At 60.1% G+C, this 14,188-nt stretch carries 14 protein-coding genes; 11 read left to right on the top strand and 3 right to left on the bottom strand.

Annotated elements, in window-relative coordinates; all coding sequences use genetic code 11:
* The first annotated feature begins 69 nt into the window (after positions 1 to 69).
* From SynNOUM97013_RS09165 to cbbX, 10 genes are all read left to right on the top strand, one after another.
* Positions 70 to 2,433, top strand: a complete 2,364-nt coding sequence (locus SynNOUM97013_RS09165; protein WP_186479461.1) for a CsoS2 family carboxysome shell protein — start codon at positions 70 to 72, stop codon at positions 2,431 to 2,433.
* 7 nt (positions 2,434 to 2,440) lie between these two features.
* A complete protein-coding gene (locus SynNOUM97013_RS09160; protein ID WP_186479460.1) occupies positions 2,441 to 4,207 on the top strand; it encodes a carboxysome shell carbonic anhydrase in 1,767 nt (588 codons plus the stop codon).
* Between the two features lie 2 nt (positions 4,208 to 4,209).
* Positions 4,210 to 4,530 carry a carboxysome peptide A gene (locus SynNOUM97013_RS09155; RefSeq protein ID WP_186479459.1) on the top strand — a complete coding sequence of 107 codons (321 nt, stop codon included), beginning with the start codon at positions 4,210 to 4,212 and terminating at the stop codon, positions 4,528 to 4,530.
* Positions 4,530 to 4,781, top strand: a complete 252-nt coding sequence (locus SynNOUM97013_RS09150) for a carboxysome peptide B (RefSeq protein ID WP_186479458.1) — start codon at positions 4,530 to 4,532, stop codon at positions 4,779 to 4,781. Before SynNOUM97013_RS09155 ends, SynNOUM97013_RS09150 begins: the two co-directional genes overlap by 1 nt.
* Before the next feature lie 46 nt (positions 4,782 to 4,827).
* A complete protein-coding gene (locus tag SynNOUM97013_RS13820; protein ID WP_186479457.1) occupies positions 4,828 to 5,442 on the top strand; it encodes a BMC domain-containing protein in 615 nt (204 codons plus the stop codon).
* Positions 5,443 to 5,523: 81 nt separating this feature from the next.
* Positions 5,524 to 7,368: an NAD(P)H-quinone oxidoreductase subunit F gene (locus tag SynNOUM97013_RS09140; RefSeq protein ID WP_186481552.1), complete on the top strand. Its 1,845-nt coding sequence runs from the start codon at positions 5,524 to 5,526 to the stop codon at positions 7,366 to 7,368.
* A gap of 4 nt (positions 7,369 to 7,372) precedes the next feature.
* Positions 7,373 to 8,878, top strand: coding sequence for an NADH-quinone oxidoreductase subunit M (locus SynNOUM97013_RS09135; protein WP_186481551.1), 1,506 nt, complete (start codon positions 7,373 to 7,375; stop codon positions 8,876 to 8,878).
* Entirely contained in the window at positions 8,875 to 10,020 is a 1,146-nt protein-coding gene (locus tag SynNOUM97013_RS09130) for a CO2 hydration protein (RefSeq protein ID WP_186479456.1), read from the top strand. The genes SynNOUM97013_RS09135 and SynNOUM97013_RS09130 overlap by 4 nt, the downstream gene beginning before the upstream one ends.
* Before the next feature lie 345 nt (positions 10,021 to 10,365).
* Positions 10,366 to 10,617 carry a 4a-hydroxytetrahydrobiopterin dehydratase gene (locus SynNOUM97013_RS09125; protein ID WP_186479455.1) on the top strand — a complete coding sequence of 84 codons (252 nt, stop codon included), beginning with the start codon at positions 10,366 to 10,368 and terminating at the stop codon, positions 10,615 to 10,617.
* Positions 10,601 to 11,509: a CbbX protein gene (cbbX, locus tag SynNOUM97013_RS09120; protein WP_186479454.1), complete on the top strand. Its 909-nt coding sequence runs from the start codon at positions 10,601 to 10,603 to the stop codon at positions 11,507 to 11,509. Before SynNOUM97013_RS09125 ends, cbbX begins: the two co-directional genes overlap by 17 nt.
* 21 nt (positions 11,510 to 11,530) lie before the next feature.
* On the opposite strand, the gene SynNOUM97013_RS09115 is transcribed toward cbbX, so the two are convergent.
* Together SynNOUM97013_RS09115 and SynNOUM97013_RS09110 are read right to left on the bottom strand one after the other, a co-directional pair.
* Positions 11,531 to 11,758, bottom strand: a complete 228-nt coding sequence (locus tag SynNOUM97013_RS09115) for a DUF3136 domain-containing protein (protein WP_186479453.1) — start codon at positions 11,756 to 11,758, stop codon at positions 11,531 to 11,533.
* Between the two features lie 91 nt (positions 11,759 to 11,849).
* Positions 11,850 to 12,248: a Rid family detoxifying hydrolase gene (locus tag SynNOUM97013_RS09110; RefSeq protein ID WP_186479452.1), complete on the bottom strand. Its 399-nt coding sequence runs from the start codon at positions 12,246 to 12,248 to the stop codon at positions 11,850 to 11,852.
* Here SynNOUM97013_RS09110 and SynNOUM97013_RS09105 point away from each other — a divergent pair.
* On the top strand, positions 12,247 to 13,371 hold the full coding sequence (locus SynNOUM97013_RS09105; RefSeq protein ID WP_186479451.1) for an ABC transporter ATP-binding protein: 1,125 nt from the start codon (positions 12,247 to 12,249) through the stop codon (positions 13,369 to 13,371). The genes SynNOUM97013_RS09110 and SynNOUM97013_RS09105 overlap by 2 nt on opposite strands.
* Before the next feature lie 31 nt (positions 13,372 to 13,402).
* On the opposite strand, the gene gloB is transcribed toward SynNOUM97013_RS09105, so the two are convergent.
* Positions 13,403 to 14,167, bottom strand: a complete 765-nt coding sequence (gloB, locus tag SynNOUM97013_RS09100; protein WP_186479450.1) for a hydroxyacylglutathione hydrolase — start codon at positions 14,165 to 14,167, stop codon at positions 13,403 to 13,405.
* Positions 14,168 to 14,188 lie beyond the last annotated feature (21 nt).

Genomic DNA, 14,188 nt, shown 5'->3' with positions numbered 1-14,188 from the left:
GTTCAGGGCTCCAGTTTTTTTCGAAGAGACAAGTGTCTCTTCAACTCACGTCGAAATCCTCGGGCGGACATGGCAAGACTCTCCAGTCGCGAACTCGCACTTGAGCGCCGCAAGGCGCTGACCACTTCCGGTAAGAAAGCTTCTGTCGCCGCTAGTGGCGGTGCCAATCGGGTGCGTACCGCCTCTGATGCCAGAGCAACCCGCACCAATGCCAATGCCGACCAGGCCGAAGTTGCTGTTCCAGCCGCTCCCGTCGCTGTTGCTCCGCGACGTTCGGCAACGCTGACTCCTTCGGCCGCCCCTATTCGTTCGCAGGTGAAGCCCCAGCGCGATCCCAGCCGTGACTTGGTGCTGGCTCGTCGTGAAGCTCTCTCACGTCGTGGCAAATCCGCTGATACCAGCAAAGACCGCAATCGCTCTGATGTTGCGAAGCATCCGAAGCCCGTTGCGGCGTCCGCACCCCAGGAGACCAAGACTTGTGGTTGTGGTGGCAAGCGTGCTGATGAGAAAGCTGAACTCTCTGTACGCCCTGCTGCAAGGGTCCAGTTGAGCGGCCGCACCGAGCGCCGTTCGGCGACCCCCAAGCGCCGTGCCATCGAGAACCCCAGCCGCGCGCTGGTGCTGGCTCGTCGTGAGGCCATGGCGAAGCACGGCAAAACCGCTGGCAAGCAACCCACCAGTGCCGCCGCTGTTGCGCGTCAGGCCAATCCTGATCTCACCAGCCGTGAGCTGGCTCAACAGGTGCGTGAGCTGCGCACCAAGGCCGGCGCCCGCAACAAGCAAAGCGCTGGTGTGACCCGCCCCACCGGTCCCAATCGCCACGGCGCCAAGCAAGCCGCTGCTGCTGATGCCCACTGGAAAGTTGGTGAAAGCACCACCACGGCCGGCCAGACCGTGACCGGCACTCAGGCGAACCGCTCGGTGAAAACCACCGGCAACGAAGCCAGCACCTGTCGGTCCATCACAGGTACGGAGTACCTGGGCGCTGAAGTCTTCCAGACCTTCTGTCAGACCGCTCCCGCTGCCACCACTCCTGCCAAGGTGCGCGTCACCGCCACCAGCCACGGAAACCGTGTCACCGGGAATGAAGTCGGCCGTTCCGAAAAAGTCACCGGCGATGAGCCCGGCACCTGTAAGTCCGTGACCGGCACGGAGTACATCTCCGCCAATCAGTCCGCTGCCTATTGCGGTGGTGGAGTGACCTCCCCTCGCAAGGTGGGCCACAGCCTCACCGAACAGGGGCGTCCTTTGAGTGGTGTGATGGTGGGTCGCTCCGCCAGCGTCACCGGTGATGAAGCCGGTGCCAACCGCAGCCTCACCGGCGATCAATACCTTGGTTCTGATCCCCTGCCCGAAGGCCGTCCTGCTGCCAAGGTTGGCCTCTCCGGAACTCTGTCCGGTACTGGTGTGACCGGCACCATGGTGGGCCGTTCGGCTCAGGTCACCGGTGATGAGTTCGGCTCCTGCCACCGCGTGACCGGTGATCAATACATCAGTGCTGAGCAGGTGAATGCGTTCTGCGGCAGTAAGCCCGAGCCCGAGGCCGCCAAGGTTGGTTTCAGCGTCACCAACCGCAATCAGGTGGTGAGCGGCACCCGTACGGGCCGTTCTGGGAACGTGACGGGCGATGAGCCCGGCAGCTGCCAGGCCGTCACCGGTACCCCCTATGCAGGTCTTGAGCAGGCCGGCCAGCACTGCGGAACCCCTGCAGTTCAGGCCATCCGTGAGCGCACGCCTGTGCGTGTCGGCACCCCTTCTGCTGCCATGACCGGCATCCAACCCGGTGTGGGTGGTGTGATGACTGGAGACAAGCGTGGCGCTTGTGAAGCAGTGACTGGCACGCCTTACGTGGGTGCTGATCAGCTGGCCGCGGCTTGCGGCGCTGAGGCCCCTGCTGGCACCGACACCCACGGCCAATCTCCAGAGGGTGCCGCCTGGACTCGCTTCAGTGTGGTATCTCCCGCCCGTGCTGCTCAGCAGCAACGTGAGGCCAATTCCGGTGTGACCGGTACGTCCTACGAGCACGGGAATCGCATCACCGGCCCTTTTGACATGGCTGGCGGCAAGGTGACCGGTACGGAGCAGTTCCGCTTCGACAACCGCGAGTTCCAAAACCGTCAGCAGCGTCAGTTCCAGCCCACCGTTGCTGTGGTCAGTGAGCCCTCTGAGAAGCCTGCCTCCCGCGTAACCGGTGAGGGTTCGTCCACCAAAATCACCGGTGATGACTGGGATCGTGGTGAGCATGTCACCGGTACTGAGGGTGCTTCCGCCCGCCGTCGCAACCCCAGCCGTCCTGGTCCGATGAGTGCCATGTCCCCTTTTGAGCGCAAGCGCAACGAGGAGACCGAATGGCCTGTCAGCCGTGTGACCGGTTCGAGCGGCAACACCGAAAAGGGTTCCCTGATCACCGTCTCCGGCGGCGCACGGGGCTGAATCGCGAATGGTTCGCTCTAAGCCTTCCCGTGGCGGGCGAGCTCTTGCCCCCACAGCCCCAACCAGGCGTCAGCTTCAATCCATGGTGACGGCAACCGTCGACCCTGATTCGGGGTCTGCGGGCCAATCCACCAGATCATCGGTTGAGTCCACAACGCGGGTTTCAGCGCTGCAACGTAGGCAGGCTCTGACCACCTCTGGGAAGGCCGCCCAGCTTTCCAAAGGGTCCGTGTCTGCAGGTCGTGTGCGCTCCAAGGCCGATCAACGTCGTCCTTCTGTGCAACAGCAGCCCGCTTGGGTCCGACGTGGTAAGCCCCAACCGCGTGCAGAGGTCAATCTCAGCCGCACGACCCTGCCCTGGTCCCAAGATTTTCACCCTCTGACGGATCAACAATCCAATCAGAGGCTGCAGGCCTATGAACTTGAGGTCAAAGGTCGTTTTGATCGCATCGTTCCTCTGCTGAAGCAGGTCTCTGCCCTGCAGCATGAGCCAGATTTTCTGACCCAGGCTCAGCGGCTGGCACGGGCCGAACTTGGTTTTGATCTGCCGGATCACATCCTTGAAATGTCCTGGGTTCGCCCCCTGGACATGCGCGCTCTCTTCGCCTGGTGCGTGTTTCAGTCGCACCAGCTCTTCAGTGAGCGGTTTTTCCAGGAGGACCCCCTTCAAGGAGCCTCGGGCAGTGCTGCCTCCGATGAATTCAACGCGTTCCTGCTGGAGTGCGGCTTTCATCTCCTGGATGTGACCCCCTGCGCTGATGGTCGCCTCGCGCACACCATCGCCTATGCCCTGCGGATTCCGTTCAGTGCGGTTCGACGTCGCTCCCATGCCGGTGCGATGTTCGACATCGAGAACACTGTCAACCGCTGGGTCAAGACCGAACACCGTCGCTATCGCGAGCAGCGTCCCAACGAAGCGCACGCTCCGACCCGTTACCTGAAGGTGGTCACGTACCACTTCAGCTCATTGGATCCCACCCACCAGGGTTGCGCTGCCCATGGCAGTGATGATGCTCTTGCTGCATCTTCAGGACTGCGCCGTCTTCACGATTTCCGTGAAGCCGTTGAAAACAGCTTCTGCTGCGGTGCCTCCGTTGATCTGCTGCTGATCGGACTGGATACGGACACCGATGCCATCCGGGTCCATGTTCCCGATGCAGACGGTGAAATCCGTCTGGATCAATGGCTGTGTGCTTCAGCTCTTTACGAGAGCACCGCACCTCTCTCTCGCCAACAGGCCAAGGAGGCGGTGGAAGCGGCCGTGAGAACGCATGCCTCGTCATCGCCAGACGACGGCATGGTGGCGTTCATCGTCCGCATGCTGATCAACAACATTTCTCAGCAGGATTACGTGCGCTCTCTCCATCGTGGGCCCTACCCCGATGCTGGCCATGCCGAGCGTTTCATTGGTGTGGGCATTGGTTTCAAGGAAGTGCATCTGCGAAACCTCACCTATTTCGCTCACCTCGACACCGTCGAGCAGGGTGCCCCCGATCTGGACGTGGGCGTGAAGATCTTCAAGGGTCTGAATGTCTCCCGTGACCTGCCTATTCCGGTTGTTGTGCGCTTCGATTATTCCGGTCGCGTTCCCGGTGCGCGTGAGCGGGCCATTGCTGATTGCCAACGCATTCAGCGGGCCATCGATGAGCGCTATGCATCCCTGGTGAAGGACGGTCTGCTTCACACCCTTCTCACCATCCGCGACCGCGACCAGCCCCTACCGGCGGTGGCGGTAGGTTCCACACTCGATCCCGTCCAGCAGGAGGCTCACTGACCATGCTGATCGTCAAGGTCCTGAAGCCGCTCGTTTCCACGAACCGGATTCCCGATTTCGAACACAAGCATCTGCAGGTGGTGCAGGACGGCAGTGCCAAAAAGGTGGCTGTCGATGCCGTGGGCGCCAAACCCGGTGACTGGGTCATCTGTGTGAGTAGTTCCGCGGCCCGCGAGGCGGCCGGCAGCAAGTCGTATCCCAGTGATCTGACCATCGTCGGCATCATTGATCACTGGGAGCCCGATCCCCCGAAACCCTCCTCCCCAGCGGCGCCGGCACCGGCCAAGCCCACCACGTCGCCCAAGCAGGGAGGCGCATCCTGATGGAGATCATGCAGGTGATGGGAACTCTGGTGTGCACCTTTCGGGTGGCCGGTCTCGATCACATGCATCTGCGCATTCTTCAGAACAACAAGGGCAAAAAGCTTGTGGCTGTGGATCCCGTTGGTGCCCGCGAGGGGAACTGGGTGTTCACTGCCAGCGGTTCAGCCGCTCGTCATGCCTGCCCTGATAACACCGTGCTCACTGATCTCACAATCGGCGGGATCATCGATCACTGGATGCCGGATGGATAACTAATCGCCTCCAGCCTCACCGTTCCATCCCACTTCTTCCCCTGTCATGGCCACTCCTGCTCCCCGTCGTCGCTCGTCTGCTGCTTCTGCGGCTTCCGCTCGTGCAACCCAGGCGGCCAAGACAACGGCGTCCAGTTCTGCTGCTAAGCCTGCTGCGACCAAGTCGGATGCAGCGGCATCCTCGGCAACCGTTGATGTGACTCCTGTGGCCAGCAGTAAACCCACCACCACGACACGGCGCAGCACTACGGCTCGTGCCAGTGCCACCCGTGCGTCAACCAGCCGCAGCTCCAATCGCGGTGGGTCCGGTGCTTCCAGATCGGGCGGTGCTTCCAAAGCTGATGCCTCGTCGCCTCAGCCGTCTGTGCAGGGCATCGCACTGGGGATGATCGAGACCCGCGGCATGGTCCCCGCTATCGAGGCTGCCGACGCTATGACCAAGGCTGCGGAAGTGCAGCTGATCAGCCGTGAGTACGTCGGCGGTGGTTATGTCACCGTGATGGTGCGCGGTGAGACCGGCGCTGTGAACGCGGCAGTGCGTGCCGGTGCTGATGCGTGTGAACGTGTTGGCGACGGTCTTGTGGCCGCACACATCATCGCGCGCCCCCATCAGGAGGTTGAACCTGCTCTTGTCGCGACGAATGTGCGACGGCGCAGCTGATCGACACACCTTCGGGTGACCTTTTCAGATTAGATTCCCCGGCCAAGACGCTCCACAACGACCCTTCCGGTCTCGTTGCTTTTGACTTCAGCTCTATCGCTGCCCCTTCAGACCGCCTGGCTGATCCCTCTGTATGGATTTGCTGGGATGCTGGTGTCCCTTCCCTGGGCTTTCGGCTGGTTTCGGCGGGATGCCCATCGTCCTCCGGCCTATCTCAATATCCTGCTCACCCTGATTGCCGTCATTCACGGCAGCTTGGTGCTCAGGGATGTGATGGCGACGGGCCCTGCTGTAATCGGCATGCCCTGGCTCACGGTTGGTGATCTCAATCTTGAGATCAGCTTCAGCCTCTCACTGACCAACGTGTCAGCTCTCGAGCTGATCACTGGCCTCAGCCTGCTTTCACAGGTGTATTCCCTCGGCTACATGGATAAGGAATGGGCCTTGGCTCGTTTCTTCGCCTTGCTGGGTTTCTTTGAGGGAGCCATGTCGGGTGTGGTGTTGAGCGACTCCCTCTTCCAGAGCTACTTCCTGCTGGAAATGCTGACCCTGTCCACCTACCTGCTGGTGGGTTTCTGGTACGCCCAGCCTCTGGTGGTCACCGCTGCTCGGGATGCGTTCCTCACCAAGCGCGTTGGTGATGTGATGTTGCTGATGAGTGTGGTGGCGCTCACCGCTTGGTCTGGCGTCACCAGTTTTCAGGATCTCTATGCCTGGTCCGCACGCGACACACTCACGCCTCTGGCGGCCACCCTGCTTGGCCTTGGTTTGGTCGCTGGCCCCACCGGCAAGTGTGCTCAGTTTCCGATGCACCTTTGGCTTGATGAGGCCATGGAGGGCCCCAATCCTGCGTCAATTCTGCGCAACTCGGTGGTGGTCACCTGCGGTGCGATTGTTCTGCTGAAGGTGATGCCTCTGCTGCAGCATGCGCCCGTCACGCTCGTGGTGCTGCAGGTGATCGGCACGATCAGTGCGATCGGTGGATCCCTGGTTTCGATTGCCCAGGTCGATATCAAGCGGACCCTCTCGTATTCCACAACGGCCTATCTCGGCCTTGTCTTCATTGCCATCTCTCTGCAGGTGCCTGTTCTTGCCCTGCTGTTGCTCTACGCCCACGCTGTCTCCAAGGCCCTGCTCTCCATGAGCGTGGGCGGGGTGATTGCCTCCACCAACTGTCAGGACATCACGGAACTCGGAGGCCTGGGCAGCCGAATGCCGGCCACAACCGGTTCCTTCCTCGTAGGAGGCGCTGGTCTGGTGGGTCTGCTGCCGCTAGGTGGTTTTCTTTGCTTTGCACAGGCCGTGGAACTGGTCGGTGCCAGGGCGGCGATCTTTATTCCGGTGTTTTTGATCACCAACGCTCTGACCGCGCTGAATCTCACTCGCGTCTTCCGCCAGGTGTTCCTTGGCCGCTCTCTCGCAAAGACCCGACGCTCAGCAGAGGTCAACTGGCAGATGGCACTGCCCATGGTGGCGCTCACTGTGATCGTGCTGTTGACGCCTCTGCTGCTGATCCGGTTGGAGTCTCTGGATGGTCTGCTTGCATTCCCTGCTTCGGCGGCTGTTCTTGTGGTGGCCAGCGGAGCCGCAGGGCTGCTCGTGGGTGCGCTGATTCCCCTCAACAAGGCCTGGTCGCGCTCACTCAACCCGATCCTCCGCTGGTTCCAGGATCTGTTGTCCAACGACTTTTACACCGAGCGTTTTTACCGTGTCACGATCGTGAATGTTGTGGCGACGTTCTCCCGTCTGGCCGGCTGGTTTGATCGCAATGCCGTTGACGGGGTGCTTCACGGGCTTGCCCGCTTCTCTCTCTCCAGCGCAGAGGGCTTGAAACTGAGCATCAGTGGGCAGTCTCAGTCCTATGTGCTCACCGTGATCGCCGCCATTGTGCTGCTGCTCACGTCCCTGAGCTGGGTTCTGCAGTGAGGTCATCATGCTGACGATTCTTCTTCTCATTCCTTTCCTCGGTGCACTGCTGATCAGTGTTCTGCCCTCTGAAGGCAGTTCTGAGCGCGCCCGCACCTTGAGCGTGATCACGCTGGTGGTTCAGTGCGTGCTCAGCTTTGCTTTGCTGCTGCCGTTCAGCGCCGCAGAGCCAGGCATGCAGATGCTGGAGACGTTCCCCTGGTTGCCCCAGGTCGGTCTTGAATTCAGCCTCGCTCTTGACGGGCTCTCGCTCCCCTTGGTGCTGATGAATGGGGTGCTCTGTCTGGTGGCCACCCTCGCCTCCCGCTCGATCAGCAATCGACCGCGTCTTTATTTCGCTCTCCTGCTGGTGATCAGCGGAGCCGTCAATGGCGCTTTCCTTGCCCAGAACCTTCTGCTCTTCTTCCTCTTCTATGAGCTGGAGCTGATCCCCCTCTGGTTGCTGATCGCCGTCTGGGGTGGTGCGAACCGTGCCTACGCCTCCACAAAATTTCTGATCGTCACCGCCGTGTCCGGCGTGCTCATCCTTGGTGCCTTCCTGGGCATCGCTCTGGTCACCGGAACGGTTGATTTCGGCATCCGGCCGATCCTCAATGCCCAGATGGGGATGACGAGCCAGTTGGTGCTGATGGGAGCTCTCCTGATCGGCTTCGGCATCAAGATTCCACTCTTCCCCTTCCACACTTGGCTTCCCGATGCGCACACCGAAGCCTCCACGCCTGTGTCCGTGCTTCTGGCTGGGGTTCTGCTTAAGCTCGGCACCTACGGACTGCTTCGCTTCTGTTTAGGGCTGTTCCCTGAGGCTTGGTCTGTTGCTGCCCCTTGGTTGGCAGGCTGGGCGGCCATATCTGTGCTCTATGGCTCGCTTGCGGCCATCGCCCAGACCGACATGAAGCGCATGGTGGCTTATAGCTCCGTGGGCCATATGGGCTATGTGCTGCTGGCTGCAGCAGCGGCCACACCCCTGGGACTGATGGGTGCGTTGTTCCAGATGGTGAGTCACGGCCTGATTTCTGCTGTGCTCTTCCTTGCGGTTGGTGTGGTCTATGAGCGCACCGGCACGCGCGATCTCAATGTTCTGAGGGGTCTCCTCAATCCCCAGCGTGGCCTGCCACTGACGGGAACGCTGATGATCATCGGTGTGATGGCCAGTGCGGGGATTCCCGGCATGGCCGGGTTCATTTCCGAGTTCCTGGTATTTAAGGGCAGTTTCGAACTCTTCCCAGTGGCCACGCTTCTGTCCATGGTGGGATCAGGATTAACAGCCGTGTATTTCCTTCTGCTGGTGAACAGGGCCTTCTTCGGACGTCTCGCGATTGCTCCGGGTGCGAATCCGAACCCTTCCATCCTCACGCAGGTGTCTCTGAGGCAGCAGATCCCCGCACTCACCATGTCGTTGTTGATTCTGATTCTGGGTGTTGCACCCAATCTCCTGGTGGGTCTTAGCCAGACGGCCACCACTCAGCTCAGTGAACTCGCCACACTGCTTCAACCCGGAGGGCTCTCATGACGACCACCGAACGACCGCAGGCGATCGACGTCACCCTTCCTGATCAGGAGGAGTTGATCCGTCGTTTGCTCTCTGACTCCCCTTTGTTGGCCGACACGTCTGATCACCTGCTTCAGGTGGTGAACGTGCTGGAGAGTTATGGCGTTGTGCTTGATGCCTACAGCAGAAATCTTGTTTACCAAGGCAAAACCCAGCTGCTGAATCCGTTCCCGGTGATGCGCTTTTTCCATGAAGGGTTTTCCTTCGGGCGTCTCTGGGAGCACCTCAAGGGTGACCGCATCAACTTCGAGTACGCCGAGTACTGCCAGAAGGCCATGTTCTGGCATGGCACCGGTGGCATGGATGCCTATTTCGATTCAGAGCCTTTTCGGGACGCCTGTCGTCGGGTGATTTCTCTTCGTTCCCGCAGGGACCCCCTGCTGCGTCTCGTCAACACGCTCTATCCAGGTTTTGCACCTGAGGCGATTCGTTCGATGACGACCATCTACGCCCTGGGCCTGTTCTGGCGGGTGATGAGTGACATTTTCATCGATCTGGCGCGCCGTTACCGCATTGGTGAAGTCGCCTGTGTGCTGGATGTGGTGCATCACATCCGCGATGGCCTTGTGAAGGCTGCCGGAAGTCCGATCCAGTATGAAGTTGAGTTTGGCGGTGAGTCTGTCTGGCTGCTTCCTCCCGAAGCGGGTCTCACCTTCCTGGTGGATGTGGCCGTGCCCTACGTGGAGGCCGTGTTCTTCCGCGGTATGCCTTTCCTTGGCACCGTGTCGTACAACGCCCAAGCGCGTCAGATCGCCGCTGATCAGAGTCAGTTCAAGTACGGAGCGCTGTATGCCGATCCCGTGCCGAGCATGGGTGCTGGAATCCCACCGAGCCTGTGCATGTCCGACATGTTCCGGAATCTGCCTGAAGAACTCAGTCGTTGGTACGACACCCACGGTCGCAACCAGGCCGATGCGCACGTGCAGATCTGCGTCAGTTTCCAGAAGTCGATGTTCTGTGTCACCAACGCAGCGATCGCGGGCACGATGCCGCATCCCCTCACCACCGAAGATCCTGAGCAGCAGGCCGCCAACCACGCCTACGCCTCTAGCTGGTCAGAACGCTTGATGGGATGTCAGCGGGTGGCTTTGTTGCCAGGGTGATCGCCAAGCGCGGAGCACCCCTTCGGGCTTTTTCGCGCGTTCTCAATCATTGCTGTTGTGGCTTGAACCGATTCGCTATCGCGCCTGATGCCGAGCTTGATGCAGTGACCTCTGTGAATTTTGAGGATTGGTCGTCTCCTTCTCTGCATCAAATACAAGTGAATTGAATGCATCTGATGGCTTTTCGTGGAGAGCTCAACCCGCTTTTCGTGTTATTTGCATGATCATTGATGGTTGTGTTGCACATCGCTGATTTCAGAATGATGGTGTGAGATCAATACCATCAAGTTGATCAATGGCGATCCTGTGCTCATCTAAAATTTCTGAATGAATTGAGATCAAGACGTGGATCAGTGGCATGAGCGCAAACGTCCCGTCTGTCTTGAGCGGCGCTATGAGTTCGAGACTTACGACGCCACGCGGGATTTCTTGGACAAGCTTGGCGATCACAGCGAAGCCACCCAGCGCTTTCCCGACATCAGCTTCGGCCGCACCTACGTGAATATCACCATTCGACCTGACGAGGATGCCCCTGATGCTTCGCTGAGTGAGGCGGATCGAGCCTTGGCTGCCGAGATCGATGCACTCTTCGGTTGATCTGGAGTCGGCTTATGCCACCTCTGGTGTAGAGGACGTTCTCGCTCAGCTCGATCGTGATCTGATTGGGTTGGCACCAGTGAAAACGCGCATTCGTGAGATTGCCGCTCTGTTGCTCGTGGACCAGGCCCGTCAACAGCTGGATCTGTCCAGTGCGGCGCCATGCATGCACATGTCATTCACTGGGCATCCTGGAACAGGTAAAACCACTGTTGCTCAGAGGATGTCGCAGATTCTGCTTCGCCTCGGTTACCTCCGGAAGGGGCATGTGGTGACAGCCACGCGGGATGACCTGGTCGGTCAGTACGTGGGTCATACCGCTCCGAAGACCAAAGATATGCTCAAGCGAGCACAGGGGGGTGTGTTGTTCATTGATGAGGCTTACTACCTCTATAAGCCATCCAATGAAAGAGATTATGGTGCAGAGGCAATCGAGATTCTTCTCCAGGAAATGGAGCGAAGTCGTCAGGATCTCGTGGTGATCTTTGCTGGGTACAAGGATCGAATGATGGATTTTTATCGCTCGAATCCAGGACTTTCATCACGCGTAGCCCATCACATTGACTTTCCTGATTACAGCGAAGTTGAACTGATGGCGATTGCGCAGTTGTTGCTCAAGCAACAGGACTATCGGTTCAGTGATGAAGCCGTCCTGGCCTTTCAGGACTACATCAGCCGGCGCAGGGCATTGCCGTTTTTTGCCAATGCCCGTTCGATTCGGAATGCGATCGAGCGTCTTCGGCTGCGTCACGCCAATCGTCTGTTTTCGAGTAGAACCCAACCGTTTGACCGTGATGCGTTGAGCACCATCGAGGCCTCGGATGTGCGAGCCAGTCGTGTCTTTCAAGGAGAAGTGGAAGGTGCAGATCCCGCCAAGCCCCTGACCACTTGACCAGCTTGATCCCGGTGGTAGCTACCTGTCGCTGGGCTGTTCGAGATCCCGTCGGATCAAAGCCATGAGATAAGACGGCGCCTTGTAGCGACCCGGTAAGCAGCGGTTCAGCGTTTCAAGGTGTCCCCAGCACACGGTCCTTTCAATCTCTTTGACTCCTCTTCCTTCCTTGAGGAGACGTCGTAATGCCTTGCAGTACAGCGGATAACCGGCTTCCAGTTCACCGATGGTCAGCTTCGCCTGGGCCATGGAAGTCGGTCAGTACATACCTCAACCTATGCAACCGTCCGGTCGCCGATGCTCCGGGGGGTTACAAATCCGCCCCGGAGCATCGATTCCTTTAGCCCAGCCAGGCGATGCAGTCGATCTCAACCTTGGATCCCTTCGGCAGGGCGGCTACCTGAACGCAGGCGCGAGCGGGACTGATCCCGTCGCCAAACATCTCGGCGTAGATCGCGTTCACAGCTTGGAAGTCGGCGAGGTCCACCAGGTAAACCGTGGTCCGCACCACCTTGGATGCATCGGTGCAGGCCGCACTCAGCACGGCCTGGAGATTGCGCAGCACTTGCCGGGTTTCGGCCTCCACATCACCATTGCCAACCATCTCTCCACTGGCTGGATCCAGGGGGATCTGGCCTGAGCAATACAGCCATCCACCCGCTTGCACAGCCTGGTTGTAAGGCCCCACCGGCGACGGAGCATCCGATGTGGTGACGGCCTGATGGGCGATGGTGGTCATGTGGTGGGCTCACAATGAGGCTGCATTTTCGCTTTCCGTGTTGATGGAGGCCTGTCCGGTCGAAATCGAGGGCCTCTGGCACAGCTACGGCGCCTCTGGCGCCGATTGGACGCTGCAGGGGATCGATCTCCGCCTGCAACGCGGTGAGCTGGTGGGGTTGCTGGGACCTTCCGGTTGTGGAAAGACCACCCTGTTGCGGCTGATTGCCGGGTTTGAGCAGCCCAAGCGAGGTGCCGTCCGCCTGCATGGGCAGGAAGTGGCCAATCCGCAGCGGTCGCTGGCTCCAGAACGGCGTGGGGTGGGCATGGTGTTTCAGGACTATGCGTTGTTTCCTCACCTCAGCGCCTGGCAGAACACCTGCTTTGGGCTGCGTCCCGGTCAGGACACATCGCGGGCGTCCTGGCTGCTAGGGCTGCTGGGACTGGAGCAGTTCAGGTCGCGCTATCCCCATGAGCTCTCTGGCGGGCAGCGGCAGCGCCTCGCTCTGGCCAGGGCTCTGGCGCCATCGCCTTCTGTCGTGCTTCTAGACGAGCCCTTCTCCAATCTCGATGTGGAGGTGCGTCTGCGCTTGCGCAGCGAACTGCCCGCCGTTCTCAGTGCCTGCGGGGCAAGCGGTGTGCTGGTGACGCATGACCCCGAGGAGGCCATGGCCATTTGCAGCCGTGTGGCGGTGCTGCGGGATGGGCACCTTCACCAGTGCGCCAGCCCACGCGAATTGTTCGATTCGCCTGCCACAGCCTTTGTGGGCAGCTTTGTGTTGCAGCGCAATGTGTTGCCCGTCTGGGTGGATGCGGCAGAGGGGTGCCTCCGTTGCCCCTTGGGTGATCTGGAAAAGCCCAAGGATCTTGATGGGGCTTCCCTTCCAGATGAGGCCACGGTTCTTGTTGCTCCTGAATCGATCTCCCTGCAGGAGGACTCGGGTGGTGAATCCTGTGTGATGGGGAGAGAGTTCCTTGGCCACAGCTGGCTGTATCGGGTGCAGACCGGCGATCGCCAGCTGCGTCTTCTTCGCCCTCTTGCGGAGGATTACGCGCGCGGTCAACAGTGCCGATTGCAGTTGAAACCTGGATCGTTGGTTCTGCTTCACCCGCAGCGCATGCCTCTGCTGACCCGCGCCAGCTGATGCGATGAGCGCAGCTGCAGTGGAGCGGTGATCAGCCGCGCCAGCTGTCCTTGTGGGATCGCAGCTCAGCCAGTTCTTCGGCGGACCCAGCCTGAAGAAACAGGTTGGTGTCGCGTTCCTTGTCGATCGTGCTGGGAAGGGTGAGCTCACCGCGGCTGCGTTGATCTGTGACCGCTGCTAACCGTTTGGCAATGGCCGTGTTGTCGGGCCTGAGGGCGCGAGCCCAGCGCAAGTTTCCCTCCGTGTATTCGTGGGCGCAGTGCACCCGGGTGCTTCCTGGAAGTCTGTTGAGTCGACCCAGGGCCTGATGCATGTCTGCGGCTGATCCTTCGAATAGCCGTCCGCAGCCGCCTGCGAACAGCGTGTCCCCGCAGAACAGCGCCGGCGTTGGATCAGTGGGCGTAGCACCGATGGGGAGCACAAAGGCCAGGTGGGCCCGGGTGTGGGCCTTCACGTCGATCACCTGCAACGGTTGCCCCAGAAGATCCAGCTGCATCCCCGCCTTCACGGACATGGTCTGGAAGGGAATGCGCTCCAGATCAGCCGCAGCGGCGACCACGCTTGCTTCAGGCCAGTGCTCAAGTAGCTCCGGTGTGCCGCCGATGTGATCGGCGTGGTGGTGGGTTTGAAGAATGGCCTCCAATGCGAGGTCCCGATGGCTCAGCCAATCGATCACGGGCTTTGCGATGGCGGGGTCGACGACCACGGCCCTCCCGTTTCGGACCCAGATCCAGATCACGTTGTCCTGGAGGACTGGCAGGGGGAAGATTCCGTCGCTCTGTACGGATTGGCCCATCGTTAAAGTTTCGAACGATGC

Origin of the sequence: Synechococcus sp. NOUM97013, from assembly GCF_014279815.1 — a bacterium.
Taxonomy (GTDB): Bacteria; Cyanobacteriota; Cyanobacteriia; order PCC-6307; family Cyanobiaceae; genus Synechococcus_C.
Note: the sequence above shows the minus strand (reverse complement) of the source record. Positions and strands in the feature narration are given on the sequence as shown.

Excerpts from the sequence above, each read along its gene's own strand:
- SynNOUM97013_RS09165 (WP_186479461.1), top strand. The coding sequence starts at position 70 with ATGGCAAGACTCTCCAGTCGCGAACTCGCACTTGAGCGCCGCAAGGCG.
- SynNOUM97013_RS09160 (WP_186479460.1), top strand. The coding sequence starts at position 2,441 with ATGGTTCGCTCTAAGCCTTCCCGTGGCGGGCGAGCTCTTGCCCCCACA.
- SynNOUM97013_RS09155 (WP_186479459.1), top strand. The coding sequence starts at position 4,210 with ATGCTGATCGTCAAGGTCCTGAAGCCGCTCGTTTCCACGAACCGGATT.
- SynNOUM97013_RS09150 (WP_186479458.1), top strand. The coding sequence starts at position 4,530 with ATGGAGATCATGCAGGTGATGGGAACTCTGGTGTGCACCTTTCGGGTG.
- SynNOUM97013_RS13820 (WP_186479457.1), top strand. The coding sequence starts at position 4,828 with ATGGCCACTCCTGCTCCCCGTCGTCGCTCGTCTGCTGCTTCTGCGGCT.
- SynNOUM97013_RS09130 (WP_186479456.1), top strand. The coding sequence starts at position 8,875 with ATGACGACCACCGAACGACCGCAGGCGATCGACGTCACCCTTCCTGAT.
- cbbX (WP_186479454.1), top strand. The coding sequence starts at position 10,601 with ATGCACTCTTCGGTTGATCTGGAGTCGGCTTATGCCACCTCTGGTGTA.
- SynNOUM97013_RS09115 (WP_186479453.1), bottom strand. The coding sequence starts at position 11,758 with ATGGCCCAGGCGAAGCTGACCATCGGTGAACTGGAAGCCGGTTATCCG.
- SynNOUM97013_RS09105 (WP_186479451.1), top strand. The coding sequence starts at position 12,247 with ATGTGGTGGGCTCACAATGAGGCTGCATTTTCGCTTTCCGTGTTGATG.
- SynNOUM97013_RS09110 (WP_186479452.1), bottom strand. The coding sequence starts at position 12,248 with ATGACCACCATCGCCCATCAGGCCGTCACCACATCGGATGCTCCGTCG.
- gloB (WP_186479450.1), bottom strand. The coding sequence starts at position 14,167 with ATGGGCCAATCCGTACAGAGCGACGGAATCTTCCCCCTGCCAGTCCTC.